The organism is Metallibacterium sp. (assembly GCF_054637675.1).
The window spans coordinates 40,069-65,739 of the sequence record NZ_JBTSRB010000001.1 but is presented as its reverse complement, the minus strand read 5'-3'; the positions used below and the strand labels follow the sequence as shown (position 1 = coordinate 65,739).

Below are 25,671 nucleotides of genomic sequence, written 5' to 3'. Positions count from 1 at the left end.
CTTTTTCCCTCTCCCGTCGGGAGAGGGCAGGGTGAGGGTTCGCACTTGTCTGGCCGCGCGTGGTGCGTGAATGACCGCTCTTGCGCGATACCTCGCCAGATTTCCATTTTCCTCACGGCTGCCGCCGCGCGCGAAACTTCCTCATCAGGAAGTTTCGCTTTCCTTTCGGGGAAAGTAACCAAAGCCATGTACGCGGAGGCCTGCGCCCTGCTTGCGCAGGGTGACTAGCGTCGCGCATCCTGAACTGTGCAAGTCACGCGGCCCTCGGCTCCTGCCTCGGGCGCTCAACGCCGCGCGCGACCTGCCACTGGCAGGTCGCAAGCGCGGCGTCTCGCCCTGCGCTGCTCGCCGGGCGCCTTGGCCGCTTTCGCATCCTGCTTCGCGGCCAAGTCCGGCCTGCGCCATCCGGACGCGGGCGCGCGCCGCATGCGGCGCGCCCAGCGCGAACTCGCCCATCCATGGGCTCGAACAGGCGCGCCTTTTCCTCGCGCCCGGCTGTGCTGCTCGACGCTGGCCAACGCTACGAACGTCAGAGACAACTGCAACTGCAACAGAAAAATCATCCGCCCTCTTCGTCATCCCCGCCTGCGCGGGGATGACAGGCAGGATGATGGACGCGCAAGTGGCGCGCCCCGCGGACGCACGCGGACCCGCGCAGCGGGCGCTGCTGTCGGAGTCGCCTTTCTTTGGTTCTTTTCTTTGGCGAGCAAAGAAAGGAACCCGCGCGGCGGCAGTCGTGAGGAACAGGGGAATCTTGCGGGGTCCAGAGCAAGAGCGGTCCGTTCACACAAAAGCAACCATCCCCCGCATTGCGCGTGCCTTCCAACCCGTGCGACATCAATCCTGCATCGCGGTCGCGTGCTCGCGTGTGGTCGCGAACTGCACGTCGGGCCAGCGTTCGATCGCGAGCTGCAGGTTGACGCGCGAGGGCGCCAGATACACCAGCTCGCCAGCCGCATCCACGGCCAGATTCATGGCGTTTTTCTCGCGGAATTCCTCGAGTTTTTTCGCGTCGCCGCAGCGCACCCAGCGCGCGGTGGCGACGCCCACCGCCTCGAAGCCAGCATCGACGCTGTACTCGTCCTTGAGGCGATAAGCGACGACCTCGAACTGCAGCACGCCGACCGCACCGAGGATCAGGTCGTTGGACAGCAGCGGGCGGAAAAACTGCGTGGCGCCTTCTTCGGACAATTGCGCCAGGCCTTTCCGCAACTGTTTGAGCTTGAGCGGATCGCGCAGACGCGCACGCCGGAACAGTTCCGGCGCGAAGTTGGGAATGCCGGTATAGGTCAGCCTCTCGCCGGCGCTGAAGGTGTCGCCGATGGCGATGGTGCCGTGGTTGTGCAATCCGATCACATCGCCCGGCCACGCGCTTTCCGCGATCTCGCGATCCGAGGCCATGAAGGTCAGTGCGTTGGCCAACTTGACGTCCTTGCCGGTGCGCACCTGCAGCGCCTTCATGCCGGCCTCGTAGTGGCCGGAGCACACGCGCAGAAACGCCACGCGGTCGCGGTGCTGCGGGTCCATGTTGGCCTGGATCTTGAACACGAAGCCGCTGAAGGTTTCTTCCTCGGGCGCGACGCCGCGCGTGGTGGTGGAGCGCGCGCGCGGCGCGGGCGCGTGCTCGACGAAGAAATCCAGCAGTGGCTGCACGCCGAAGTTGTTCACCGCCGAGCCGAAGAACACCGGAGCCTGACGCCCGGCCAGATACGCGCCGCGATCAAACGGGTGCGACGCGCCCTGTACCAGCTCCAGCTCGTCGCGCAGTTCGCGCAGCGCGGCCGCGCCCAGACACTGCGCCAGTTGCGGCGCGTCGAGGCCCTGGTAGATGGTCGAGTCCTGGCGCGTGAAATTGCGCCCCGGTTCGTACAGGTGCACTGCGTCATCGAGCAGGTGGTACACGCCCTTGAGGCTGGAGCCCATGCCGATCGGCCAGGTGATCGGCGCGCACTGGATTCGCAGCACCGATTCGATCTCGTCGAGCAGGTCGATCGGCGCGCGACCCTCGCGGTCGAGCTTGTTGACGAAGCTCATGATCGGCGTGTCGCGCAACCGGCACACGTCCATCAGCTTGATGGTGCGTTCCTCCACGCCCTTGGCGCAGTCGATCACCATCAGCGCCGAATCCACCGCGGTCAGCACGCGGTAGGTGTCCTCGGAGAAATCCGCGTGGCCGGGAGTGTCCAGCAAATTGACGATGCGCCCGGCGTAGGGAAACTGCATCACCGAACTGGTCACCGAGATGCCGCGTTCTTTCTCCAGCGCCATCCAGTCGGAGGTGGCGTGCCGGGCGGCCTTGCGGCCCTTCACCGAGCCGGCCATCTGGATGGCGCCGCCGAACAGCAGCAGTTTTTCGGTCAGCGTGGTCTTGCCGGCATCGGGATGCGAGACGATGGCAAACGTGCGCCGGCGGCGGGTTTCGTCGAGGTGCGCGGACATGGGAGGGTCAGAAGGCGGCGAGGGCGACCCGCGATTGTAGCGGCTCGGCCGCCGCAGCCTGATGCCGGCTGCATGCGCCATGCGGGCGTGGCGCCGAGCAAGTCTTCGTGAAACGCGCCAAACGGCAGCTCGGTGTGCGCGCCGGTTGCGTCGATGCCGGGCGGTATCCGCGCGGTCTGCAGCGGCGTCGGACCGTGGCGCGCGCCGACGATTTCACGCGCGTGTTCATGCATTCGCCGTGGCGGGTGTTGCGGGCGTGGCGCGAAAAGTCACCACCAGCACGTCGCGCCAGGTGGGTTGGCTCGGGTCGATCGGCACGATGGGCGTGACGCCGTGATACACGCGCGCCGCGTCCAGCGGCGCGGACAGGGTGAACTCGCCCAGCAGCGCGCCATTCCGCGCATGGGGGGTGGTGGTGCCGCGGTCCACATCGCGGTGTTCGATCGCCAGCACCAAGCCCATGCCAGTCAAATAAACAGACGTGCAGACGTCTAAACGTCTATTGACATGAATCTCCGAGGCGTCTAGAGTGCGCCCACCTCATCCAGATCGGCGTAGGGACAGGCCCAGTGACGCCGGGGCAACCAGCGCGCGGCGCTAGGTGCCAATTCCTGCGGAGCGCGCATGGTGCGCGGTCCGGAAGATGGGCGGGCGCAGAAGGTCTGCGTTGCGTGCTTCCGGAGTCCGCTGGGCTGGATCGCCGGAGCCGTCCATGAGTCTGCTCGATCCCGCCCCCGCCCGCCGCGCCCAGCCGCGATCCGACGCCGAGCGCGGCAGCGCGGCGCGCCAGTCTCACGCGGTTTCATCTCCAGCACCCGTCGCTACCACGACGACCAACACATTGCGCGAAGGCGCGGCGCGGCTGTGGCTGCGGCCCGCGCATGGCCGCGAGGCGCGCGCGCTGCGCGTGGCCTGGCGCCTGCACGGGCCGGCCGCAGCGCCATGCATCGCGGTGCTGGGCGGCATCTCGGCGGATCGGCAGGTGGCCGATGCCGCCGGGCAGCCGGGCTGGTGGCAGGCGCAGACCGTGCGCGATGGCGCGCTGGATGTCGCGCGCTGGCGCGTGCTCAGCTTCGATTGGCTCGATGCCGAAAGTCTCGATGCCGCCGCCGTCAGCAGCGCTGATCAGGCGCAGGCGCTGGCCGGCGTGCTCGATACGCTGGGCATCGCGCGCCTGCATGCGCTGGTCGGCGCGTCCTACGGCGCGATGGTGGGGCTGGCCTTCGCCGCGCAGTTTCCGGCGCGGCTGCGGCAGTTGATCGCCATCGCCGGCGCGCATCGCGCGCACCCCCAGGCCGCGGCGCTGCGCGCGGTGCAGCGCGGCATCGTGCGCTTCGCGCTGGATAGCGGCGACGCCGCGCGCGGTCTGGCGCTGGCGCGACAACTGGCGATGATCGGCTACCGCAGCCCGCGCGAACTGGCGCGGCGCTTCAACACGCCGGCCGTGCTCGCGGGAGCGCGGGTGCGCGTCGGCGCGGAGGATTGGCTGGAAGCCGCCGCTGCGCGCTTCGTGCAGCGCATCGATGCGCAGCGTTTCCTGGCGCTGTCCGAGTCCATCGATCTGCACGCCGTCGATCCAGCCGCGGTGCGCGTGCCGACCACGCTGATCGGCTTCAGCACCGACCAACTGGTGCCGGTGGCCGATTTGTGCGCGCTGCAACGCGAACTGGGCGCGCCCTGCGAGCTGCACGTGCTGGACTCCGATTACGGCCACGATGGATTTCTCAAGGAAACCGCGGCGCTGGGCGCGCTGCTGCGTGCCGCGTTGGCGCAAGGAGCCTGCCGTGAGTGACTTTGCACTGGCCACGCGCGCCGCGCGCGCCGGTATCGAGCGCGATATCCAACATGGCGCCATCGTGCCGCCGCTGCATCTGTCCAGCAATTTCAGCTTCGTCGGCTACGGCCAGAAACGCGCCTACGACTACACGCGCAGCGGCAATCCCACGCGCGACCTGCTGGCCGAGGCGTTGGCCGATCTGGAGCAGGGCGCCGGCGCGATCATCACCGCCAGTGGCATGGCCGCGATCACGCTGCTGCTGGAAACCTTGCCGCTGGGCGCGCGCGTGCTGGCCGCGCACGATTGTTACGGCGGCACCTGGCGCCTGCTCGATGCGTTCGCGCGCAGTGGTCGTCTGCGGGTGCGCTGCGCCGATCTGACCGATGCGCGCACGTTGGCCGATGGTCTGGCCGAGCAGCCGGCGCTGGTGTGGATCGAGACGCCGTCCAATCCGCTGCTGCGCATCACCGACATCCGCCACGTCGCCCAGGCCGCGCACGCGGTCGGCGCCGAGGTGGTGGTGGACAACACGTTTCTGTCGCCGGCGTTGCAGCAGCCGCTGTTGCTGGGCGCGGATGTAGTGGTGCACTCGACCACCAAGTACCTCAACGGGCACAGCGATGTGGTTGGCGGCGCGGTGGTGGCGCGCACGCCCGAGCGCGTGCAGCAATTGGCGTGGTGGGCCAATTGCCTGGGCCTGACCGGCGCGCCCTTCGACAGTTGGCTGACCCTGCGCGGTTTGCGCACGCTGGCGCCGCGCATGCGCGCGCATCAGGAAAACGCCGCCGCCGTGGTCGATCTGCTGGCCACGCACGCGGCGGTGTCCGCGCTGCACTACCCGGGGCTGGCCACGCATGCGGGTCACGCGCTGGCGGCGCGCCAGCAGCGCGGCTTCGGCGCGATGCTGAGCTTCGAGCTGCGCGGTGGCGAAGCCGTGATCGGCGCGCTGCTCGAGGGGCTGCGCTGCTTCTCGCTGGCCGAATCGCTGGGCGGCGTGGAGAGCCTGATCGCGCATCCGGCCAGCATGACGCACGCGGCGATGGCGCCCGAAGCGCGGCGCGCGGCCGGCATCGCCGATGGCCTGCTGCGCCTTTCGATCGGCATCGAGGATGTCGCGGATCTGTTGCGTGATCTTGGCGCCGGACTGGCGCGCGCCGAGGCCGCCACGCGCGTGGCCGACGCGCGCAAGGTGCCGGCATGAACGCGCGGCTGGCCGCGCATGCGCTGGTGCCGCGCGCGACGCGGCGGCGTCACGCCGTGGTGCTGCTGGGCACCGGCGTGGTCGGCGGTGCATTCCTCAAGCTGCTGGATACGCCGGCGGCGGCGGCGCTGAGCCTGGTCGGCGCGGCCAACTCGCGGCATCAGCAGACCGACCCCGCGCGTCTCGCCGAGCGCAGCCTGCGCGAGCGCCTGAACGCCGCCGGCGATGCGCGCGACGATGCGGCCTTGCTGGCCGCGCTCGATGCCAGCAGCGCCGCGCGCAAGGTGATCATCGATGCCAGCGCCAGCGCGGTGCTGGCCGCGCGCCACCCGGCGTGGCTGGCGCGCGGTTATCACGTGGTCACCGCCAACAAGGCGCTGGCCGGTGGCGATCTGCAGGGCTGGCACGCGCTGCAGGCCGCGTGCGCCGACGGCGCGCGGTACGGTGACGCGGCCACCGTCGGCGCCGGCCTGCCGGTGCTGTCCACGCTGCGCCGGCTGCACGCTTGCGGCGATGCGCTGCTGGTGCTGGAAGGCGTGTTTTCCGGCTCGCTGTCGTGGCTGTTCAACCACTACGACGGCACGCGGCCGTTCTCCGCGCTGCTGCGCGAGGCGCGCGCGCTGGGTTACACCGAGCCCGATGCGCGCGCCGATCTGTCCGGCGAGGATGTCGCGCGCAAACTGCTGATCCTGGCGCGCAACGCCGGGTTCGCGCTCGCGCGTGACGCCGTGCACGTGGAAAATCTGGTGCCCGATGCGCTGCGCGCGCTCGACGCCGAGCAGTTTCTGGCGCACCTCGAGGCGCTGGACGCGCCGCTGGCCGCGCGCCATGCGGCGGCGGCGGCGCATGGCGCGGTGCTGCGCCATCTCGCGCGCATCGATGGCCACGGCAACGCGCATGTGGGTCTGGCCGAGGTTGCCGCCACGCATCCGGCGGCGCGTCTGGTCGGCACCGACAACCTGTTCGCGCTCAGCACCACGCGCTACCGCGCGCAGCCGCTGGTGATCCAGGGCCCCGGCGCCGGTCCCGAGATCACCGCGCAGGCGCTGCTGGGGGATGTGCTGGCACTGGCCTGATACGAAATTGCGATCAAGTATCGAGAATGATCAGGCTGTCATTCCCGCGCAAAGCCTGCCCCCGGCGAAGGCGGGCGCGCGGCATGTCCCTGCCTTTCGTCATTCCCGCGCAGGCGGGAATCGCTTCTTAACAGCGAAGCGGGTCATCCATTGCTTCCTGAAGTCACTGGATCCCCGCCTGCGCGGGGATGACGAGCCGACTTGCGCGGGGATGACGAGCCCACTTGCGCGGGGATGACGAGCCGACTTGCGCGGGGATGACGAGCCAAAACGACCTGGCCGTTCGCTCGAAGAATCTTGTCTTGTTGAATGCACATTGATATGAGCAGACCTCGCGCCATCACGCAAAAAAGCGGGCGCCGCAGCGCCCGCCCGGTTGCTGCCGTTGCCGTGCCGTACTCAATGCGCCTTCAGGCACTCGCTCATGAAGGTCTTGCGCGCGGCACCCATGAGCTTTTTGGTCTTGGCTTGGGCGCTGCAGTCTTTCATTTTTTCCTGCTGCATGGCTTTGCTGCCCATCATGGGCTTGCCACTCATCATCGGCTTCCCGCCCATCATGGGCTTGGCCATTTCGTGCTTGCCTGCGGCCATCGACGCGGCGCCATGGCCCTTGAGGCAATTGTTCATGAAAGTCGTGTGCGCCGCGCCATGCATGCCCTTGGACTGATGGCTGCAATCGGCCATGCGCTCCTGCTGCGGCGACATGATCTCGCCCTTGGCGGTGGTGGTGGCGCTGGCGCCGCCGGCGAGCAACATACATGCGAATGCGAGGCCCGCGATCAGACGAATCTGCATGGAAAACTCCTCGAAACGATGGACCGGCCCCACGACCGGCCCACCGAGTCTATGCCCACGCCGTGGCATCGGCATGTGCGCGATCGGCGCGGCGTTCAGGCTGCGGCGCGGGCGCCGGCTGATTGCTGCATGCGCGGGCCTTCCAGCAGCGCGCGCCGTACTTGCGCGACCACCAGATCGATCTCGCTGCTGCTCACGTTGAAATGCGGCGTGTAGCGCAGCGAATTGGCGCCGCCGTGGATCACGCCGAGGCCGTGCAGGCGCAGCCATTCCTCGGTGGAACCGGCGCCGTAGCACTTGAACTGCGGCGCCAGTTCGCAGGACAGCAGCAGCCCGGTGCCCTGCACCCTGGTGATCAGGCCGGGCAGTTCGTCCTTGAGCTGATTGAACTTGAGCAGGAACTCGCGGCCGCGCGCGCGGATGTTCTCGCGCATCCGCGGCGTGAGCATGCCCAGCACCGTGCAGGCCACATCCAGCGCGCGCGGGTTGCTGGTCATGGTGTTGCCGTAGATGCCCTTGCGGTACAACGCCGCGGTGCGCGCGTTCACCGCCAGCACCGACAGCGGATAGTGGCCGGCGTTGAGCGCCTTGGAGTAGGTCTCCATGTCCGGCGCCTGCATGCCCTCGAAGCCGGGGTAATCGACGATCGACAGCACGCCGTGCGCGCGCAGCCCGGCCTGGATCGAATCGATCAGCAGCAGCGTGCCGTGTTCCTGGGTGAGTTCGCGCGCGGCCTGGTAGAACTCGGGCGTCAGCGCGCGGCCCGGATCGCCCTCGCCCATCACCGGCTCCAGGAACATCGCCTCGATGTGCCAGCCCTCGCGCTCGGCATCGGCGAACGCCTGCTTGAGCTGCGCGACACTGTACGGCTCGATGGTGATCAGTTCGGCCGCGTGCTGCTTGTAGCTGCCGAGGTGCTGCGCGTAAGCCTTGCGCGAGGAATCGGAATACAGCGCCGGCAGCTCGGTACGGCCGTGGAAGGCGCCCTTGACCGCGATGCGCCTGAGCGTGCGCCCGGCGTGCGGCGCGCCCGGGTCGGTCATCAGCTTGGTGTTCACATCGGCGAAGCGGCCGGCCAGGCTGACCGACTCCGAGCCCGAGTTCAGGCACAGGAAATGCGAATACGGGCAGCCGCCGCGGGTGTGGCCGATCTCGCGGCGCAGCGCCGCGCTGAAGTGCAACTGCGCCACGCTCGGCGTCATCACGTTGGCCATCACCTGATGCCGCGCCATGGCTGCGATCACCGGCAGCGGCGCGTGACCGAAACCGAGCATGCCGTAGCCGCCGCTGTCATGCAGTACCGCGCCCTTGAGCGTGATCAGCCACGGCCCGCGCGCGGCCAGCGCGATGTACGGGTTGACCGCGTCGTCCGGGTAGAAATTGACGAAACCCGACTGCGCGCGCTGGATTTGCTCGTGCTCGTCCAGCGCCACGAACTCAGGCATCTCGGACTTGAGCTCGGCGAACGCGGCCACGGCCTCGTCCACCGCGGCGATCAGGCTGGCGTCGCGGGCGAAGCCGTGCAGGCTGGCGTCGTCCAGACCGTGACACAGCTTGCGGCCACCGGCGGCGCGCAGTTCAGCGAGTTTTTGCAGCAGTTCCATGGGTTCCTCCCGCGCCATCGCGGCCCGAACGGGCGCGTGAAAGTTGCGCTAAGTGTTTATCATTAAAAGGATTTACACAGGATACCACCCGCGCCGCGGGGGCGGTACCCCCGGCCCGCGCAGAGCCTGCCCCCGCGAAGCCCTTGCCCGTCATCCCCGCGCAGGCGGGGATCCAGACGCCATCGCCAAGTCTCGCGTACCCACTGGATTCCCGCCTGCGCGGGAATGACGAAGGGGGCGTGGCGCGGGAATGACGAAGAGGGCGTGGCGCGGGGAATGACGAAAGGGGCGTGGCGGAACTGACCGCGCTACATCGCGCCTCACTCCGTCCACAGCCCCGCCAGCGGCAGTTCGATGGCCGCGAAAGGCGCGACGCGCGGTTGCTCATCGCCGCCCCAGGCACCCAGCAGCAGCCAGCGGCCGTCGCTGTTGGCATAGGCCTCCAGCGTGCGTGCATCCGGGTCCACCAGCCAGCAATGCGCCACGCCGGCGGCGGCATAGCGCGGCAGTTTCAGCACGCGGTCGGTGCGTGCGGTGGCGGGCGAAAGCACCTCGCACACCCAATCCGGCGCCAGCTCGAACCACGCCGTCTCCGGCAGTTTGGGCATGCGTTCGCGGCGCCAGCCGGCGAGATCGGGCACCAGCACATCGGCGCCCAGGTGCAGCTCGGGCTCGTCCAGGATCCACCAGCCGCCGGGGCCGCCGCGGCCGGCATCGAACGGAGTATCGAGTTCGCTGCCCAGGCGCGACGAGGTGCGCACATGCCGCGGCCGTGGTCGCGGCTGCGCGTGCAGCGTGCCGCCGATCAGCTCGCCGATCACGTGCTCGGGCAGCGCCAGCAGATCGGCATACGTGTTCAATTGGGGCGCGGTATTCATCGCGTGGGCTCCGGCTTGCGCGGTCATGCTAGCAGTGAAGCGCTCCCCGCTTTCGCGGGGATGACCATCAGGGGATATCAGCGCGCAGCCTCTCACGCTTTGTCGTCACCCCGCCCGGCGCGCAGCCTTCTCGCTCGTCACCCCGGACGGCGCAGCGCCGATCCGGGGTCCAGCGGCTTTACGCGTTCGCGCGCGCGCCGCGCCGCCACCCAGCGCGCCAGCGCCGCCAGCGCGGTGATCGCGGCCAACATCTCGAAGCCGCGGAAGGGAATCGCGTAGCGTGGCTCGGCCTGGAAAATCGCGTCGATCAGCGTGGCGTACAGCAACAGCAGCGCCGTGGCCCAGCCAGCGGCCTTGGCGGCGGCTGATCATGCGGCAAGCGCGTCTGCCATGGCGCGAACATGCACGGTGGCCGGCGCGTGAAATGCCGCTTGCACCAGCGCGGCGAAAACCCTGCCCAGCGTGTCCATGTTCGGATTGCCCCGGTTCGACAGCATTCGATGCAGCGACTTGGCTGGCGTGCCGGTGGCCTTGGCCAAGCCTTCAAAGCCGAGCAGGCCGTGGGTCAGATCACGCAGCAGCAAGCGCGCGGCGACGGATTCCCCGTTGAGCAGCAAACTCATGGCCTCGTCCAGCAGCGCGCTGGCAAAGGCGGGATCGGTCTTGATGCGATCGGCGATGGTCTTGCGGTAATCAATGCTCAGTGCCATGTCTCACACCTCATTGGCTTGGTTGTATTCACGAGGCCAGCCAGTTCACGGGCTACTTGCCTGTTGCCTTGCGGCGTCTGCGTCGAGCGTCCTTTGTTGGCACTTGCCCGGCGGCCTTCTTGCGCTGCTTGTATTCCGCGAGCAGCGCGGCCGCCGCCTTGCTTTGCGATGCCTGCCTGCTTTTGTCGCTGCCGCCCAGCAGCAGGATCAAATCAGCACCGTCCTGGTGCACGTAGATGCGCAGCCCGGGGCCCCAGTCGATACGCCACTCGGCGAGCCCGGCGCTGATGCTTTTCAAGTTGCTGGTGTTGCCGGCCGCCATGCGCGCCACGGCGCTCGCGGTCTTGGCCGCCGCTGGTGCAGCCAGTCCCATGAACCAGTCCCGGTAGTGGTTACGGCCATCGGCCGTCAGATATTCCTCGACGATGGGCATGGATCAGGCCTTATGCATGGCTCATGGTAACGCATACGTGACTATTGATGACAGGCATGGGTCCATTCCAGGCCGCTGGATTGCCCGGTGAATCCTGCGCGACGCAGCCAAGTGCCAGCCTGCCGGACGGCGTGCAGCCTCATCATTTCGGACGGCGCGCAGCCATCTCGCGCGTCATCCCGGACGGCGTGCCGCCTCTCATGTTCGTCATCCCCGCCACCTCTTCGTCATCCCCGCGCAGGCGGGGATCCAGTGACTCGCCTCACGATTCCACTTCTGGATAACCGGCGCCGTTGTTGTGAAGCGATTCCCGCCCCCGCCTTCGCTGGGGGCAGGCTCTGCGCGGGAATGACGATGGGTGGGGCGCGGGAATGACGAGGAGTGGCGCGCGGGGATGACGAGCAGGCGGAGCGTGGCGACTGTCGTGCCTTACCGCCACCCCGGTCGTGCCACGGGGCGGGCGGGGTGCCGAAGACTGGCGTTGGCGCGGGCCGCGCGGCGCGGCCGGACGGGGCGTCGCGAAGGGCCTCGCCCCGGCGCTGATGCTGCGCGGTGCGCTGCGCGGCAAAGAAAAGGGCCGCGCGGGGCGGCCCTTCTCAATCCAGAGGATTTGCTGCGATCAGTTGCGGCAAGTGGCTGGCAGGTACGTCGGTGAAATGCTCCCGGGAGCACTTGCGGGATTGCAGGTCCAGTTGACGCTGCCTACCGATGTGATCGGCGACAGTGTCAAGGTTTTGGTAAGGATGGCTGTGTTGGCTTTGGGGCCGTCATAAGTGATAGTGATCAGGCCATTACCACCAACAGCGACACCGCTGACGTAGCTGCCGGTGATGCTGGTGGCCGATGGAATGCCCGCGCTTACGTTGCTGCCCGGGAGCCGGCCGTAGTTGGTGTAGAACTCGTCCACGCCGGTCTTGGCGGCGCTCACCAGCGACAGACCTTCCGACACTTGCGCGCGGATCAGGTAGTTCTGGTAGGCCGGGATGGCGATCGCGGCCAGGATCGCGATGATCGCAACCACGATCATCAATTCGATCAGGGTGAAGCCTTTCTGCATCGTCTTCATGGTGTTACCTCGAAAGTAGTTGGTCAGCTGACTGTTGTAGCCTCTGAGCCCCCTGGCCTGTAGACCCTCCTAGGCAGGTCTGCCGGCCAACCGCGTGGATCAACCATGCGGATACGGCCGAAGCTCACCGGGAATCGAAGCAGTGTTCGTGCCAAACCCCCGGCGTTCGCGCGCGAGCCACGCGAACCGGATGAGTGTGCATGCGAACATGAACGCGGCGCAAGCGTGGGCGGGCGCGGACAGGCGCCAAAGCGTGCGCGGCGTCACGCGCGCGGCGCGAATGGGGCGGGTTTGTAGGGAAATGGACAGTGCGGCGTGAGGCGCGGGCGCCAACCCGGTGCCGGCCAAGCTTGCGTGGCTGGCCGCCGCCGCCGTGCGGCGGCCGGGTGCGGCATTGCCGCGCAAGGTTCGCGCAAGGGCAAGGCCTGACGCGGCGCGTCACCTCGGTTGACGTTGTGCGGCAGGGGGTGGGAGGGTTGGGCAAGGGTGAACCCTCACCCGGCGCTGCGCGCCACCCTCTCCCGGGGGGAGAGGGGCGTCATCCCGGGGGCGAGGGTGCGCGCGGGGATGACGAAAGACAAAAGGTCACTCCCGCGCTCCACTGCTCGTCATCCCCGCGAAGGCGGGGATCCAGAAAGCGCGGCGTCACGCCGCATGTGGCTGGATGCCGGCCGGCAGCAACCATCGCGGGCCCGGCCCCGGCGCTACACTGGCCGCGCCAGTCGTGATCCGATGGAGCCCACGCGATGCCGCTGCCGCAAGCCAAGATGAGCCTGCAAGCCTTTCTGGACTGGGAGAACCAGCAGCCGGGGCGCAACGAGTTTTACCGCGGCGAGGTGTTCGCCATGGTCGGTGCGCGGCGCGTGCATGGCGTCGTGGCCTTGAACGTCGCCACGGCATTGAAAACGCGACTGCAGGGCAAACCCTGCCGGGCGTTCATCGAGAGCATGAAAGTGCGCGTGGCCGACGACGCGGTGTTCTACCCGGACGTGTTCGTCACCTGCGATGCGCGCGATCTGCGCACCGAGATGGTGTTCGAGCATCCCGTGCTGATCGTGGAAGTGCTGTCGGCCAGCACGCAGGCGTTTGACCGTGGCGCCAAGTTCGCCGCGTATCGTGGCCTGATCAGTCTGCGCGAGTACGTGCTGATCGACCCGGATACGCGCAACGTGGAAGTATTCCGGCGCAACGAGCGCGGCCTGTTTGAACTGCACGATCAGAGCGGCGCGGCGGCGCTGGCGCTGGCCTGCGTGGATGCAAGCATCCCGATGGGCGAGGTGTTCGAGGGCGTGGAGGGCGAAACCAGCGACGGCACGGATGCAGCCGCGCGGCAGCCGTGAGTGCCGGATGCTTCGCGGCGCTCGGCATCGCATGGCCCCACTCAGCGGCAATTTGCGGGCAGGTATTGCAGGCCCAGGCCGCTGCCGGGTTTGCACGTCCACATGATCGAGCCGCTGCCTTTCACCGGCGACAGTTGCAGCGTGGCGGTCGCGGGGATCGCCTTGTTGGCCTTGGGCCCGCCGTAGGCCACGGTGATGACGCCGCCGGTGACGGTGACACTGGACACGTAATTGCCCGAGATCGAGGCCGCGGCCGGCAGCCCGGCCGAGGTGTTGTTGCTGGGCATGCCGCCGTTTTCGTTGACGAACAACTCCACCGCCGATTGGGCGCTACCCGCCAGCGCCCAGCCTTCGCTGACCTGGGCGCGGATCAGGTAGTTCTGGTACGCCGGGATGGCGATGGTGGCGAGGATGGCGATGATGGCCACCACGATCATCAGCTCGATCAGCGTGAAACCGGACTGCAAGGCCTTGCGCATGGATGGATTCCCCCTGAGTTCGGGGCGAATACCAAGCAGATTTCAGGCCAAACAATCGTCACATTGTGATGGGCGTCACACAGCACGGCGTGGGACGTCGGATGTTGGGCGTGCGGGCGTGCGGGCGTGCGGGCGTGCAGGCGTGCGGGCGTGCAGGCGTGCAGGCGTGCGGGATGCAGCGCCAGCGTCATCATTTCTCGCGCCGTGGTTCCCGCGCCCCCCCACTGCACGTCATTCCTGCGCTCCCACCGCACGTCATTCCCGCGCCCCCCCCATTGCACGTCATTCCCGCGCTCCCACCGCACGTCATTCCCGCGCCCCCATTGCACGTCATTCCCGCGCAGGCGGGAATCCAGAAGGGAAGAACCGTGAGATGAAGGCACTGGATCCCCGCCTGCGCGGGGATGACGTGAAGGTGGGGGTGACGAGGCCAATGGGCGAGATGGCGAGGGCGCAGGCGTGACCGGTGGCAGTGGCCGCTGCCGCTCGGCCGCGCCACTCTTGGGCCATGAAAAACCCCCGCGTGTACATTCTGGCGAGCCGGCGCAATGGCACGTTGTATGTCGGTGTTACTTCCGACCTCGTCGGGCGCGTGTGGCAGCACAAGCACGACTGCGTGCCTGGCTTTAGCGGGCGCTATGGCGTGCACGATCTGGTCTGGTTTGAAATGCACGCCACTATGGAATCGGCGATTGGCCGCGAGAAGGCCATCAAGAAGTGGAACCGAGCTTGGAAGGTGCGGCTAATCGAAGCCGGTAATCCAGAATGGCGCGACTTGTACGCGGAGATCGTGGTTTGATTGAAGCCTCCACCGCCCCGTCATTTCCGCGCCCTCACGCCATTTCCGCGCCCTCACGTCATTTCCGCGCCCTACTCGTCACTCCCGCGAAGGCGGGAGTCCAGTGGTTTCCCGGTCTTGCGAAAGACTGGATCCCCGCCTGCGCGGGGATGACGAAGGAACGCGGGGATGACGAAGGAACGCGGGGATGACGAAGGAACGCGGGGATGACGAAGGAACGCGGGGACGACGAAGGAACGCGGGGACGACGAAGGAACGCGGGGACGACGAAGGAACGCGGGGACGACGAAGGAACGCGGGGATGACGAAGGAACGCGGGGATGACGAAGGAACGCGGGGACGACGAAGGAACGCGGGGATGACGAAGGAACGCGGGGACGACGAAGGAACGCGGGGACGACGAAGGGCGGCGGGGACGACGAAGGGCGGCGGGGACGGCGAAGAGCGGCGGGGATGCCGATGGGGCAGTGGGGATGACGATTAACAGGCTGGTGCTCCCCGGGGTCACGCAAGCCGGGCGTGCCGGGCATCGCGCGCTCACGGCCGGCGCGCGAGTTCCGGGTTGTCCTTGGTCACCGGCATCAAATCCTTCTTGGATACGCCCATCCACAGCAGCAGCGGGCTGGAGATGAAGATCGACGACAGCGTGCCGATGAGAATGCCGAACAGCATGGTGATGGCGAAGCCGTGCACGGCGGGGCCGCCGAAGAAGAACAGCGCGGCCATGGCGATGCCGGTGAACAACGAGGTGATGATGGTGCGCGACAGGGTGTTGTTGATGGCGCGGTTGAGCACTTCCTCGGGCTCGGCGCGGCGCGCGGTGCGGAACAGCTCGCGCACGCGGTCGAACACGACGACTTTGTCGTTGATCGAATAACCCACCACGGCCAGCACCGAGGCCAGCACGGTGAGGTCGAAATCGCGCTGGGTGAGGGCGTAGAAACCCAGCGTGACCACGGTGTCGTGCACCTCGGTGATCAGCGCGGCGACGGCGAAGCGTTTCTCGAAGCGCGCCCATAGGTAAATCATGATGCCGAAGATGACGAAGATCACCGCCACGATACCGTCGTTGCGCAGCTCGGAGCCGACCTGCGGGCCGACGAAATCGGTGCGCTTGAGCGTGGCGTCGGGGCGCGCGGCCTGCAGGATCTTCATCACCGTGGCGGCCAACTGATCGGCGGTGCCTTGCTGCTGGCTGAGGTTCTTGTCGGCGGCGTTGTGCGGCTGCAGGCGGATGGACAACTCGCGCGTGCCGCCCAGGCTTTGCACCAGCGCGTGCTCGTAGCCGGCCTTGGCCAGGGTTTCGCGCACCGCGCCGGCGTCGATCGGCTTGGCGTAGTTGACCTCGACCAGCACGCCGCCGGTGAAATCCAGCCCGTAGTTGAGCCCGCGCGTGGCGATCAGCGCGATCGAGCCGAAAAACAGCAGCAGCGCGATGCCGATGCTGTATTTGCGCAGCTTGAGGAAGTGGATATTGCTGTGCGGGTTGAAGATTTCCATCGCTTGTTCCTGAGCAGATTGTTGAGAAAGTGCCGCCCTGGCACTTTCTCAAGTCGCGAGGCCGGCGCAGGTCCGGACTCGCTCCCGTCGCATCAAGTGCTGCGCGCTTGATGCGCGTGCAGCACATCCCTGTCCTGGTCTAGCAGGGTGTTTTCGATACCCTGCTAGACAGACAGCGTCTTGAGCTTGCGCCCGCCGTGGATCAACGCGGTGATGGCGTGGGTGACGGTCACCGAGGTGAACATCGAGGTGAGGATGCCGACGCCGAGGGTGATGGCGAATCCGCGGATCGAGCCGGAGGCGAAAATCATCAGCCCGGTGGCCGCCAATAGATGCGTGACATTGGCGTCCAGGATCGTCGCCCAGGCTTTCTCGTAGCCGGCGCGAATCGAGGCCAGCGGCGTCGAGCCGTTGCGCATCTCCTCGCGGATGCGCTCGCAGATCAGCACGTTGGCGTCGATCGCCATGCCCAGCGTGAGCACGATGCCGGCGATGCCGGGCATGGTCAGCGTGGCCTGGAACAAACTGAGCACCGCGACCAGCAGCACCAGGTTGAACACCAGCGCGATGTCCGCGACCAGGCCGAACAGCTTGTAGTAGATCGCCGCCGCGACCAGCACCAGGCCCAGGCCGAGCAGCACCGACAGCAAGCCTTTTTCGATATTGAGCTGGCCCAGACTGGGGCCGATCACGCGCTCCTCGACGATGTTCATCGGCGCGGCCAGCGAGCCGGACTTGAGCAGCAGCGCCAGGCTGGTGGCCTCGCTCTGGGTGAGGCCGGTGGTCTGGAAGTTCTTGCCGAACACACCCTGCACGGTGGCGCTGCTGATGACCATCTCCTTGGTCTTGGAGGTGTGCACTTCCTTGCCATTAACCGTTTTCACCTCGGGAATGCGCTCGATGTAGACCACGGCCATCGGCTTGCCGACGTTCTTGGTGGTGAAATCGAACATGCGCGAGGCGGCGGCCGAATCCAGCTCGACGTTGACCGTGGGCTGGCCGGACTGCGGGTCGAAGCCGGCGCTGGCGTTGAGCATCTGGTCGCCGGAGGCGATCACCTGCTTCTTCAGCACGATCGGCTGGCCATCGCGCCCGTAATACAGGCGATCCTCGGGCGGCACGATGCCGGTTTTCACCGCCTGCGCCACATCCACGTTCTGATCGACGGCGTGGTATTCGATGGTGGCGGTGGCGCCGAGGATCTTCTTGGCCTGGGCGGTGTCCTGCACGCCGGGCAACTCGACCACGATGCGCGTGGCGCCCTGCTGCTGGATCACCGGCTCGGACACGCCCAGCGCATTGACGCGGTTGCGCATGGTGGCCAGGTTCTGGTGGATGATCGAGCCTTCGATCTTGTCCAGCTCGGCCGGGCTGAGCACGGCGGTCAGCGTGTAACTGCCGTCGCCGGAAGCGCCGTTGTGCAGCGTCAGCGCGGTGTCGTTGGTGGTGATCAGCGCGCGCGCGGCATCGCGCGCGGCGGCGGTTTTCAGCACGATGGTAATCGTGCTGGCGTGGCGCACGACGCTGCTGTAGTCGATCTTCTTCGCGCGCAGGCTGTCGCGCACGTCTTCCAGATAGCGCTGCATCTGCTGGTCGAGCACGCTGTTGGCGTCGACCTGCATCAGAAAGTGCACGCCGCCCTGCAAGTCCAGGCCCAGCGGCATGGCGTTGGCGCCGATGGCGCGCAGCCAGCCGGGCACCGAGCTGGCCAGATTCACCGCCACCACGTACTTGTCGCCCAGCGCATCGCGCAGCGCGGTATAGGCCTTGAGCTGGACGTTGGTATTGGGAAAACGCAGCAGCAGGCGCTCACCCTTCAGGGCGGGGGTCGGGCTGGGCACACCGGATTTTCGCAGCGTCCGCGCGATCTCGTGTTGCAGCGCGGGCGTGATCGGGTTGCTGCTGCTGCCCTGGATCTGCACCGCGGCCTGCGGACGGAACGCGTTGGGCAGCGCGTAGAGGATGCCGAACAGCAGCACCACCAGCACCAGCCAGTATTTCCAGCGGGGAAAGTCGGTCATGAGCAGGGTTCCACCTGGCCGCGACGGCGCGCGGCGCAACGCGAGTTCAAGAGGACTTCAGCGTGCCCTTGGGCAGCACCGCGGAGATGGCCTGGCGCTGGATGCGCACGGTGACGTTGGGCGCCACTTCGAGGCTGATGAAGCTCTCGTCCATGGCGTCGATGCGCCCGACCAGGCCGCCGTTGGTGATGACTTCATCGCCCTTGGCCAGCTCGGAAATCATTTTCTTCAGTTCTTTCTGCCGCTTCATCTGCGGGCGGATCATCATGAAGTACATCAGGCCGAACAGCACCACCATCATGATGATGAACTGCAGGCCGCCACCACCGCTGGCCTCGGGTGCCGCGCCCGCGGCGTGGGCTGAGGGAATCAGGAAATCCATCGTCGGTCTCGATCAGGGCCGGCATGCCGGCGTTCAAAAGCGCTGAAGTATGCCACGCGCCCCGCAGCCCTGCAGGCGCGGCGCGCGGCATACGAGTGGTCATGGGGCCGGCGCAGGGCCGGCGCAAGGGCGTTGGACGTCTGTCAGTCACTGGATCCCCACCTGCGCGGGGATGACGAGAAGGGACAAGGTCATCCCCGCGCTGCCACTGTCCGTCATCCCCGCGCAATACTCCGCCATCCCCCGCCCTCCGTCATCCCCGCGCAGGCGGGGATCCAGACACCGCGCCCGCTTGCGAAGCCACTGGATGACCGGCTGTGCTGCTGTGAAGCGATGACCAGCTTCGCTGTTGTGAAGCGCTTCCCGCCTGCGCGGGAATGACGGAGGAGGACGCGGGAATGACAATGGCTCGTCATCCCCGCGCAGGCGGGGATCCAGACAAGGTTTCCCTGTTCCACGCGGCCGCCGCCGCACGGAACAAGGGAACCTTGCGCAGAGCCTTGGCGGCAGCGGCACGGAACCGGACAACCTTGCCAAACCCACGCAAGAACAATCGTTCACACGCAACGCGCGATCAGGAAAGCGCACCCTCACCCGGCGCTGCGCGCCACCCACCCCGGCCCTCGCGCGTAGCGCGCGGGCGTTCGACTACGCATGATCTGCCCACAGCAGATCATCAACGCGTAGCCTCACCCCGAGGGGAGGGGGGGTCGATCCTTCGACAAGCTCAGGACAGGCCCCTCTCCCGTCGGGGGAGGAGAAACCAACCCGGCCCTCGCGCGCAGCGCTCGGGCGTTCGGCGGCGCATGCTCTGCCCGCGGCAGGCCATCAACGCGCCGAAAAGCGCGCGATCGTTCATGCATGGAGATGCACGTCAGTGCTCAGCCCCGATCCGTGCGGTCGTGGCCGCTTGCTACACTCGATAGCATGTGCGCCATCGCTCCCCCGCCATGCTGAGTGAACTGGGACTGGTTCTGCTGTTGGCGCTGGCCAACGGCTTTTTCGCGCTGTCGGAAATGGCCATCGTCACCGCGCGCCGTTCGCGCCTGAAGCAGATGGCGCGCAACAGCAAGCGCGCGGCGCTGGCGCTGCGTCTGGCGGAATCGCCGGAGCGCTTTCTGTCCACCGTGCAGGTGGGCATCACCCTGATCGCGATCCTCACCGGCGTGGTCACCGGCGCCAACATCGGCGACCGTCTGGCGCTGTGGCTGCAGGGGCTGGGCTGGGTCGTGCTGCTGCCGTACGTGCGACCGCTGGGTTATGCGCTGGGCATCGCGTTGATCACCTACCTCAACATCGTCATTGGCGAACTGGTACCCAAGCGTCTGGCGCTGGTGGCGCCGGAGAGGCTCGCCATGATCGTGGGCGCGCCAATGCTGGCGCTGGCGCGCCTGATGGCGCCGTTCGTGCTGGTGTTGAACGCCTCCAGCAACGGCCTGCTGCGCCTGCTGCGCATGGGCCGCAGCAGCGCGCCCGAGCGCATCACCGAGGAGGAAATCCGCCTGCTGGTGGCCGAGAGCGCCGAGCAGGGCGTGCTCGATGAGGACGAGCGCGCCATGGTCAGCCGCGTGCTGCGTCTGGGCGATCGCACCGTCGGCAGCGTGATGACGCCGCGCCCGCGCGTCGCCTGGCTGGATGCCGCCGCCAACCTCGATGAAAACCTCGCGGTACTGCGTGAGACACCGTACTCGCGCTATCCGGTGTATCGCGGCAGCGAAAGCGACATCCTCGGCGTGCTGGAGGTGAAAAGCCTGCTCGAACCGCTGACCCGCGGCGACATGCGCCTGAACCTGTTCCGCACACTGGCCAAGCCGCTGTACGTGCCGGGCAGCGCGCGCGCGCTGGATCTGCTGGAGGAATTCCGCGACGCCGAGACGCCACTGGCGCTGGTGGTGGATGAATATGGCGACATCGAGGGTCTGGTGACCTTCAACAACCTGCTCGAGGCCGTGGTCGGCCGCCCCGCGCCGGCCGCCGATGCGACCGCCATCGATGCGCCCATCGTGCGCCGCGCCGATGGCAGTTTTCTGGTCGACGGCGCGCTGTCGATCGAGGATTTGCGCGAACTGCTGGGCAACGTGCAGTTGCCCGAGGAACCGGATCTGGATTACCACACCGTGGCCGGTTTGCTGATGGCGCGCGCCGGGCGCATCCCCGGCGTCGGCGAGGTCATCGAGTGGCAGGGCGTGCGCTTCGAGATTCTCGATCTGGATGGCACACGCATCGACCGCGTGCTGCTCAGCCTGGGCGCGCCGGAACAGCCCGCATGAGCCCGCGCGCGCATGCGCCGCGCACCAGCGCGGTGCTGCAAGCGGCGCTGGACGCGCAGCCCGGCGAGCAGATTCGCCTGGGCGATCTGGTCGAGCCACTGCACGAACGCGCGTTCGGATTCCTGGTGCTGGTGCTGGCGTTGCCCAACTTCGTGCCGGTGCCGATCGGCATCGGCGGGCCGATGGGCGTGCTGATCGCGCTGGTCGGCCTGCAAATGCTGCTCGGGCTGTCGCGCCCGTGGCTGCCGCGCGTGGTGGCCAATTACCGCATCGCGCGCAGCAGCGCCGGCAAGGTGCTCAACTTCAGTCTGCCGTTGCTGACGCGCCTGGAAAAACTCGCGCGCCCGCGGCTGGAGGCACTCACGCATCGCCCCGCCAGCCTGTTCAGCGGACTGCTGCTGGTGGCCATCGGCGCGCTGCTGGCGCTGCCGATTCCGTTCACCAACTGGCCGATCGGCGTGCTGCTGCTGCTCTACGGCATCGCGCTGATGGAGCGCGACGGCGCGCTGTTGCTGGCGAGCTGGCTGCTATCGCTGCTGACCATCGGGCTATTCGCCAGCGCCAGCGGCGTGATCGTGCATTACCTGCGCATGCTGTTCTGAGCCGCGTGGCGTGGCTTGCTCCGCCGTGTCGAACCCTCACCCCAACCCCTTCCCTTGGGGACTGCCGTTGGTCGTCTCCCGGTGGGAGAGGGGCTTGCAGTGCTCAGCGGAATAATTGCAGCAGCGCCCACGCCATGCCCAGCGTGAGATAGCCGAGCAGCAACCAGAAGCTGCGCTCCAGATACGCCTCGCCGGTGGTTTGCGAACGCGGGCTACAGCGTTCGGCGAACCAGTCCGGCGCGATCAGCATGGCCGCGCCGGCCAGCGGCATCAGCAGCACCAGACCAGCGCCGCGCGCGGCGCCGAGAATATCGCTGCCACGCGCCTCGAACAGGCCGGGAAACCACGCGCGCAGATGCAGCAGCATCCACAGCCAGAACAGCAGCGCGGCGATACCGAGGATGCGATGCGCCATGCGTGCCTCACTCACTCGGCGCGGCGCGCGGCCGCGCCATTCGCGCCATGCGCTCGGCGTCGGCCAGCACGCCGTGCAGGATGCGCAGCTCGCGCAGACTGGGCTGCGCGCGCAGGAACAGGCGCCGCAGGCGGCGCTCGACCGTGTACGGCGCGCGGTCCTTGTGAAAATCGATGGCGTCCAGCGTCTGCCACAGGTGCGCGAAGAATGTCTCGACCGCGCGCAGCTCGGCCGGCGGGTCGGCGGCATCCACGGGAGCGACCGGCACGGCGGCCAGCGCGCACAGGCGCAATTCGTAGGCCATCAGTTGCACTGCCTGCGCCAGATTGAGCGAGCTGAAATCGTCCACGCTGGGAATGCGCACCATGGCGTGACAGCGCGCCAGTTCGTCGTTCTCCAGCCCGGTGCGCTCGTTGCCGAACAGCAGCGCCACGCGCCCGCCGGCGTCGGCGCGTGCGAACGCGCGCGCGGCGCCGGCGCGCGGATCGAGTTCGTCCAGGCTCACGCCACGGCGGCGCGCGCTCAGGCCCAGCGCCAGCGTGCAGCCGGCCAGCGCGGTGTCCAGCGTGGCGTGCACCGGCGCGGCATCGAGCAGCGCATCGGCGCCCGCGGCCAGCGCGTTCGCCTCGGCATCGGGAAAGCGCCGCGGCGCCACCAGCAGCAGGCGCGACAAGCCCATGGTGCGCAGCGCGCGCGCCGCCGCGCCGATGTTGCCGGGGTGCTGCGGGCGCACCAGCACGCAATCGATGTTGGTCAAAGCCGCGCTCATGCCCATGCCCATGACCAGGCCCGATCGCTGGCCCAACACGGCGACCCGCGCGGCAACTGGCATAATGCGCGCGCCACGCCCGGCGCGGCCCCGTTCTTTTTCCACTGCGATCCGATCATGCCCAGACCCGCCATCACGATTGCGGTGCGCGCCGCGCGCGCCGCCGGCAACGTCATCCTGCGCTACCAGAACCGCGTCGAGGGCCTGGCCGTCGTCGAGAAACAGCGCATGGATTTCGCCAGCGAGGTCGATCGCCTCGCCGAGGCCGAAATCATACGCGAGATCCGCCGCGCCTATCCCGACCACGGCATCCTCGCCGAGGAATCCGGCGAGGTCGCCAAGGGCCGTCAGACCTGGGTGATCGATCCGCTGGACGGCACCCACAACTACCTGCGCGGCATCCCGCATTGCTGCGTGTCCATCGCCCTGCTCGAGCGCGGCGAGCCGGTGCTCGGGGTGATCTTCGATCCGCTGCGCAATGACCTGTTCATCGCCGGCAAGGGCGATGGCGCGTTCGTCAACGATCGCCGCATCCGCGTCAGCAAACGCGAGGGCCTGCCCGGCGCGATGCTGGCCACCGGTTTCCCCTGGCGCCAGCGCGAGCACATCGACGCGCAGTTGAACATGGTGCGCGCCATGCTCACCGAGGCCGAGGATTTGCGCCGCAGCGGCTCGGCGGCGCTGGATCTGGCCTACGTCGCCTGCGGGCGCTTCGACGGCTATTTCGAGATCGGATTGAAGCCCTGGGATCTGGCCGCCGGTTGCCTGCTGGTGCGCGAGGCCGGCGGCCGCTACAGCGATTTCGCCGGACGCGAAGGCCTGCCCGCCAGCGGCAATGTCGTCGCCGGCAATCTGGCGGTGAGCAAGGCGCTGGTGGACACCATCAAGCCGCTAGCGCCGCCCGCGCTGCTGCGCGCATAGGTCGTGCCGCGGCGGGGATAGTGCCTGCATGCGTGTCGGATGCTTGCGCCTGCCGCTGCAACACGACCATGACCTGGTAGCCGGTAGTCAGGGATCGTCGCGGCACTTGCCTGACCATCATTCCGGGGCCGCCGCAGGCGGAACCCGGAATCCAGCCCGCCCGCGGCAAGCACTTCACTGGATGACCCGCTTCGCTATTGCAAAGCACTTCCCGCCTTCGCGGGGATGACGAGGTGGCGGGGTGGCCCTTTTTCTTGTCATCCTGAGCGCGGCGAGGGCACCCGGCGCGGCAGTCCGCGTCGCGCAACGCCCGCGCGGCAACGCGCATGCGCCACGTCCTACATGTCGTGCTTGGCCAGCGCGTAGCCGCGCTGCTGATACGCGCGCCAGCGTTCGCGCGAACCGCTGCGCGCATCGGCGTCGGCCGGCACCACCTCGAGCAGGCGCTGGCAGGCGCGCGCGCAGGGTTCGTCGCGCAAATTGATGATCAGCGCGCGGTCGGGCGTGTCGAGGCCGGGCGGCGCGATCAGCACGGCGGTGTCGGCATCGTCGTCGTCGCCGGCGATCTGGTGCGGGATGAAGGCGTCCTCGTCGAAGCTCCACAGCAACTCGTCCAGAGCCTCGGCCTCGTCGAAGTCGCGCACCAGAATCAGCGTGGACTGGCGCTTGTCGTAAGCACGCCGCGCCAGTTCGCACACCAGCAGCAGCGGCTGTTCGCGAAAGCGCGGTTTGTCGATCAGATAAAAGTCGGCTTGGGGCATGGCCGCGACTTTACCCGCGCGCGCGGTGCGCGGTCACGCGTCGCCGCGCATCGTGGCCGGCAGCAGCACGCGCACGCACAGGCCGCCGCCCTCGCGATTGATCAGCGCGACGCGGCCGCCGTGCGCCTCGACGATCTCGCGCGCCAGCGCCAGGCCCAGCCCGCTGCCCGTGCGCTTGGTCGAATAGAACGGCAGCAGCGCCTGCGCCAGCACCGCCTCGCTCATGCCGGGCCCGCGATCGCGCACCTCGATGCGCCACGACGCGCCGCTGCGCATCACCTCCAGCTCCACCGCATCCGTCGGGCCGCCGGCCTCGTGCGCGTTCTTGATCAGGTTCAGCAGCACCTGCTCCATCTGCGTGGCATCGAAGCTGGCCAAAGCCTCGGGCACCGGATACGGCAGACGGAAGCGTGCGTGCGCGGCCAGCGCCGCGACGAACGCCGGCCACTGCACCGGCTCGGGGCGCGGCGCGGGCAGCTTGGCGATCTGCGCGTAGTCGGCGATGAAACCGTGCAGGTGGCGCGCGCGCTCGCCGATGCGCGCGAACACATCCGGCAGGCGCTGCACCTCGCCGCGTCGCGCCAGCTCGGCGCCGGAATGCGCCAGCGAGGTGATCGGCGCCAGCGAGTTGTTCAACTCGTGACTGATCACGCGGATCACCTTCTTCCACACCGCAACCTCGGCGCGCGCCAGCTCGCGCGTCATGCGCCGCAGCAGGTACAGCCGGTGCGGGCGTCCGTGCAGGCGAAAGCCGCGTTGCGAGAGATGAAAACTCTCCTCCATGCCGTCCATTTCCAGCGAGAACAGACTGTCCTCGCCCAGCTCCAGCGCGCGCCGCAGGGCGTGCGGCAGGCTGGCCGCGAGGCGCTCGAAATCCAGCCCGACGAGGCTGCGCCCCTCGCCCAGCAACTGCCGCGCGGCCAGATTGGCCAGGGTCACGCGCCCGCTCGGATCGACCAGCAGCAAGGCCACCGGCGAATGCTGCACCACCGTGTCCAGCAGCAGCTCGCGTTGCGCCAGGTTCTGTCGCTGCTCGCGCAGCGCGGCGCCGAGCGCGTTGTGCGTGTCGATCAGCGCGCCCAGCTCATCGCGACGCCGCGCCGCGATGCCGAAGCTGAAATCGCCGTCGCGATAACTGGCCACGCTGCTTTCCAGCGCGCGCAGCAGGCGCCGCAGCGGCGCCAGCACCGCGAACGCCAGCCACAGCAGCGGCAGCGCCAGCGCCAGCCACGCCAGCAGCAGCGCTGTCCACGCCGGCACCGCGCGCGCCAGCGCCAGCGCCAGCGCGGCGCCGGCCAGCGCCGCCAGCCACAGCAGCAGCGCCAACCGGCCGGTGGTGGAAAACAGGCGCCTCATGCGAAATCGCGATCCACGATCGAGAAAGATCCGAGCCAATGGCCATGGTCCGCGCGCGTGACTGGATCCCCGCCTGC

The 25,671-nt window shown here is 68.0% G+C and carries 25 protein-coding genes and 1 riboswitch; of the genes, 8 read left to right on the top strand and 17 right to left on the bottom strand.

The window, feature by feature from the left end:
• Positions 1 to 837 precede the first annotated feature (837 nt).
• Complete coding sequence (locus ACYDAT_RS00275) at positions 838 to 2,439, bottom strand: peptide chain release factor 3 (protein ID WP_461439860.1); 1,602 nt, start codon at positions 2,437 to 2,439, stop codon at positions 838 to 840.
• A gap of 225 nt (positions 2,440 to 2,664) precedes the next feature.
• Positions 2,665 to 2,892, bottom strand: coding sequence for a 2OG-Fe dioxygenase family protein (locus tag ACYDAT_RS00270; RefSeq protein ID WP_461440826.1), 228 nt, complete (start codon positions 2,890 to 2,892; stop codon positions 2,665 to 2,667).
• A gap of 84 nt (positions 2,893 to 2,976) precedes the next feature.
• Positions 2,977 to 3,089: riboswitch (SAM riboswitch) on the top strand.
• Between the two features lie 62 nt (positions 3,090 to 3,151).
• Here ACYDAT_RS00270 and metX point away from each other — a divergent pair.
• Genes metX through ACYDAT_RS00255 form a run of 3 tightly spaced genes read left to right on the top strand, consistent with a single transcriptional unit; the run spans position 3,152 to position 6,493 of the window.
• Positions 3,152 to 4,231 carry a homoserine O-succinyltransferase MetX gene (gene metX / locus ACYDAT_RS00265; protein WP_461440825.1) on the top strand — a complete coding sequence of 360 codons (1,080 nt, stop codon included), beginning with the start codon at positions 3,152 to 3,154 and terminating at the stop codon, positions 4,229 to 4,231.
• Positions 4,155 to 5,417 carry a cystathionine gamma-synthase gene (gene metB / locus ACYDAT_RS00260; protein WP_461448151.1) on the top strand — a complete coding sequence of 421 codons (1,263 nt, stop codon included), beginning with the start codon at positions 4,155 to 4,157 and terminating at the stop codon, positions 5,415 to 5,417. The genes metX and metB overlap by 77 nt, the downstream gene beginning before the upstream one ends.
• A complete protein-coding gene (locus tag ACYDAT_RS00255; RefSeq protein WP_461448150.1) occupies positions 5,414 to 6,493 on the top strand; it encodes a homoserine dehydrogenase family protein in 1,080 nt (359 codons plus the stop codon). The genes metB and ACYDAT_RS00255 overlap by 4 nt, the downstream gene beginning before the upstream one ends.
• A gap of 399 nt (positions 6,494 to 6,892) precedes the next feature.
• Here the strand turns inward: ACYDAT_RS00255 and ACYDAT_RS00250 are convergent, their stop codons facing one another.
• The 7 genes from ACYDAT_RS00250 to ACYDAT_RS00220 all read right to left on the bottom strand — a co-directional run bounded on the left by ACYDAT_RS00250 (position 6,893) and on the right by ACYDAT_RS00220 (position 11,979).
• Entirely contained in the window at positions 6,893 to 7,288 is a 396-nt protein-coding gene (locus ACYDAT_RS00250; protein WP_461448149.1) for a PsiF family protein, read from the bottom strand.
• Between the two features lie 95 nt (positions 7,289 to 7,383).
• Complete coding sequence (locus tag ACYDAT_RS00245) at positions 7,384 to 8,892, bottom strand: aminotransferase class III-fold pyridoxal phosphate-dependent enzyme (RefSeq protein WP_461448148.1); 1,509 nt, start codon at positions 8,890 to 8,892, stop codon at positions 7,384 to 7,386.
• Between the two features lie 320 nt (positions 8,893 to 9,212).
• Positions 9,213 to 9,770 (bottom strand): Uma2 family endonuclease, encoded by a 558-nt coding sequence (locus tag ACYDAT_RS00240; RefSeq protein ID WP_461440820.1) that lies wholly within the window; start codon positions 9,768 to 9,770, stop codon positions 9,213 to 9,215.
• A gap of 137 nt (positions 9,771 to 9,907) precedes the next feature.
• Positions 9,908 to 10,096: a hypothetical protein gene (locus ACYDAT_RS00235; protein ID WP_461448147.1), complete on the bottom strand. Its 189-nt coding sequence runs from the start codon at positions 10,094 to 10,096 to the stop codon at positions 9,908 to 9,910.
• Between the two features lie 42 nt (positions 10,097 to 10,138).
• A complete protein-coding gene (locus ACYDAT_RS00230) occupies positions 10,139 to 10,480 on the bottom strand; it encodes a helix-turn-helix domain-containing transcriptional regulator (RefSeq protein ID WP_461448146.1) in 342 nt (113 codons plus the stop codon).
• A 52-nt stretch (positions 10,481 to 10,532) separates the two neighbouring features.
• Positions 10,533 to 10,913 carry a type II toxin-antitoxin system RelE/ParE family toxin gene (locus ACYDAT_RS00225; RefSeq protein ID WP_461448145.1) on the bottom strand — a complete coding sequence of 127 codons (381 nt, stop codon included), beginning with the start codon at positions 10,911 to 10,913 and terminating at the stop codon, positions 10,533 to 10,535.
• Positions 10,914 to 11,532: 619 nt separating this feature from the next.
• Positions 11,533 to 11,979: a pilin gene (locus ACYDAT_RS00220; protein ID WP_461448144.1), complete on the bottom strand. Its 447-nt coding sequence runs from the start codon at positions 11,977 to 11,979 to the stop codon at positions 11,533 to 11,535.
• Positions 11,980 to 12,725: 746 nt separating this feature from the next.
• On the opposite strand from ACYDAT_RS00220, the gene ACYDAT_RS00215 reads away from it, so the two are divergent.
• Positions 12,726 to 13,319, top strand: coding sequence for a Uma2 family endonuclease (locus tag ACYDAT_RS00215; protein WP_461440737.1), 594 nt, complete (start codon positions 12,726 to 12,728; stop codon positions 13,317 to 13,319).
• Positions 13,320 to 13,360: 41 nt separating this feature from the next.
• Here ACYDAT_RS00215 and ACYDAT_RS00210 read toward each other — a convergent pair whose 3' ends face one another.
• Positions 13,361 to 13,798: a pilin gene (locus ACYDAT_RS00210; RefSeq protein ID WP_461440816.1), complete on the bottom strand. Its 438-nt coding sequence runs from the start codon at positions 13,796 to 13,798 to the stop codon at positions 13,361 to 13,363.
• 508 nt (positions 13,799 to 14,306) lie between these two features.
• On the opposite strand from ACYDAT_RS00210, the gene ACYDAT_RS00205 reads away from it, so the two are divergent.
• Positions 14,307 to 14,597, top strand: a complete 291-nt coding sequence (locus ACYDAT_RS00205) for a GIY-YIG nuclease family protein (protein ID WP_461448143.1) — start codon at positions 14,307 to 14,309, stop codon at positions 14,595 to 14,597.
• Positions 14,598 to 15,134: 537 nt separating this feature from the next.
• On the opposite strand, the gene secF is transcribed toward ACYDAT_RS00205, so the two are convergent.
• The 3 genes from secF to yajC all read right to left on the bottom strand — a co-directional run bounded on the left by secF (position 15,135) and on the right by yajC (position 18,500).
• Positions 15,135 to 16,097 carry a protein translocase subunit SecF gene (gene secF, locus ACYDAT_RS00200; RefSeq protein ID WP_461440814.1) on the bottom strand — a complete coding sequence of 321 codons (963 nt, stop codon included), beginning with the start codon at positions 16,095 to 16,097 and terminating at the stop codon, positions 15,135 to 15,137.
• A 164-nt stretch (positions 16,098 to 16,261) separates the two neighbouring features.
• Positions 16,262 to 18,118 (bottom strand): protein translocase subunit SecD, encoded by a 1,857-nt coding sequence (gene secD / locus ACYDAT_RS00195; protein WP_461448142.1) that lies wholly within the window; start codon positions 18,116 to 18,118, stop codon positions 16,262 to 16,264.
• Positions 18,119 to 18,164: 46 nt separating this feature from the next.
• On the bottom strand, positions 18,165 to 18,500 hold the full coding sequence (gene yajC / locus ACYDAT_RS00190) for a preprotein translocase subunit YajC (protein WP_461440812.1): 336 nt from the start codon (positions 18,498 to 18,500) through the stop codon (positions 18,165 to 18,167).
• A 950-nt stretch (positions 18,501 to 19,450) separates the two neighbouring features.
• On the opposite strand from yajC, the gene ACYDAT_RS00185 reads away from it, so the two are divergent.
• Positions 19,451 to 20,770 carry a hemolysin family protein gene (locus ACYDAT_RS00185; protein WP_461448141.1) on the top strand — a complete coding sequence of 440 codons (1,320 nt, stop codon included), beginning with the start codon at positions 19,451 to 19,453 and terminating at the stop codon, positions 20,768 to 20,770.
• A complete protein-coding gene (locus tag ACYDAT_RS00180; protein ID WP_461440322.1) occupies positions 20,767 to 21,372 on the top strand; it encodes an exopolysaccharide biosynthesis protein in 606 nt (201 codons plus the stop codon). The genes ACYDAT_RS00185 and ACYDAT_RS00180 overlap by 4 nt, the downstream gene beginning before the upstream one ends.
• 103 nt (positions 21,373 to 21,475) lie before the next feature.
• Here the strand turns inward: ACYDAT_RS00180 and ACYDAT_RS00175 are convergent, their stop codons facing one another.
• Positions 21,476 to 21,787, bottom strand: a complete 312-nt coding sequence (locus ACYDAT_RS00175; RefSeq protein ID WP_461440323.1) for a hypothetical protein — start codon at positions 21,785 to 21,787, stop codon at positions 21,476 to 21,478.
• 7 nt (positions 21,788 to 21,794) lie between these two features.
• Complete coding sequence (locus ACYDAT_RS00170) at positions 21,795 to 22,556, bottom strand: RNA methyltransferase (RefSeq protein ID WP_461448140.1); 762 nt, start codon at positions 22,554 to 22,556, stop codon at positions 21,795 to 21,797.
• A 117-nt stretch (positions 22,557 to 22,673) separates the two neighbouring features.
• Between ACYDAT_RS00170 and ACYDAT_RS00165 the strand changes: the two genes are divergently transcribed.
• Positions 22,674 to 23,477, top strand: coding sequence for an inositol monophosphatase family protein (locus tag ACYDAT_RS00165; protein ID WP_461440325.1), 804 nt, complete (start codon positions 22,674 to 22,676; stop codon positions 23,475 to 23,477).
• Between the two features lie 338 nt (positions 23,478 to 23,815).
• Here the strand turns inward: ACYDAT_RS00165 and ACYDAT_RS00160 are convergent, their stop codons facing one another.
• Positions 23,816 to 24,238 carry a DNA polymerase III subunit chi gene (locus ACYDAT_RS00160; RefSeq protein WP_461440326.1) on the bottom strand — a complete coding sequence of 141 codons (423 nt, stop codon included), beginning with the start codon at positions 24,236 to 24,238 and terminating at the stop codon, positions 23,816 to 23,818.
• Between the two features lie 33 nt (positions 24,239 to 24,271).
• A complete protein-coding gene (locus ACYDAT_RS00155; protein ID WP_461448139.1) occupies positions 24,272 to 25,594 on the bottom strand; it encodes a sensor histidine kinase in 1,323 nt (440 codons plus the stop codon).
• Positions 25,595 to 25,671: the final 77 nt, after the last annotated feature.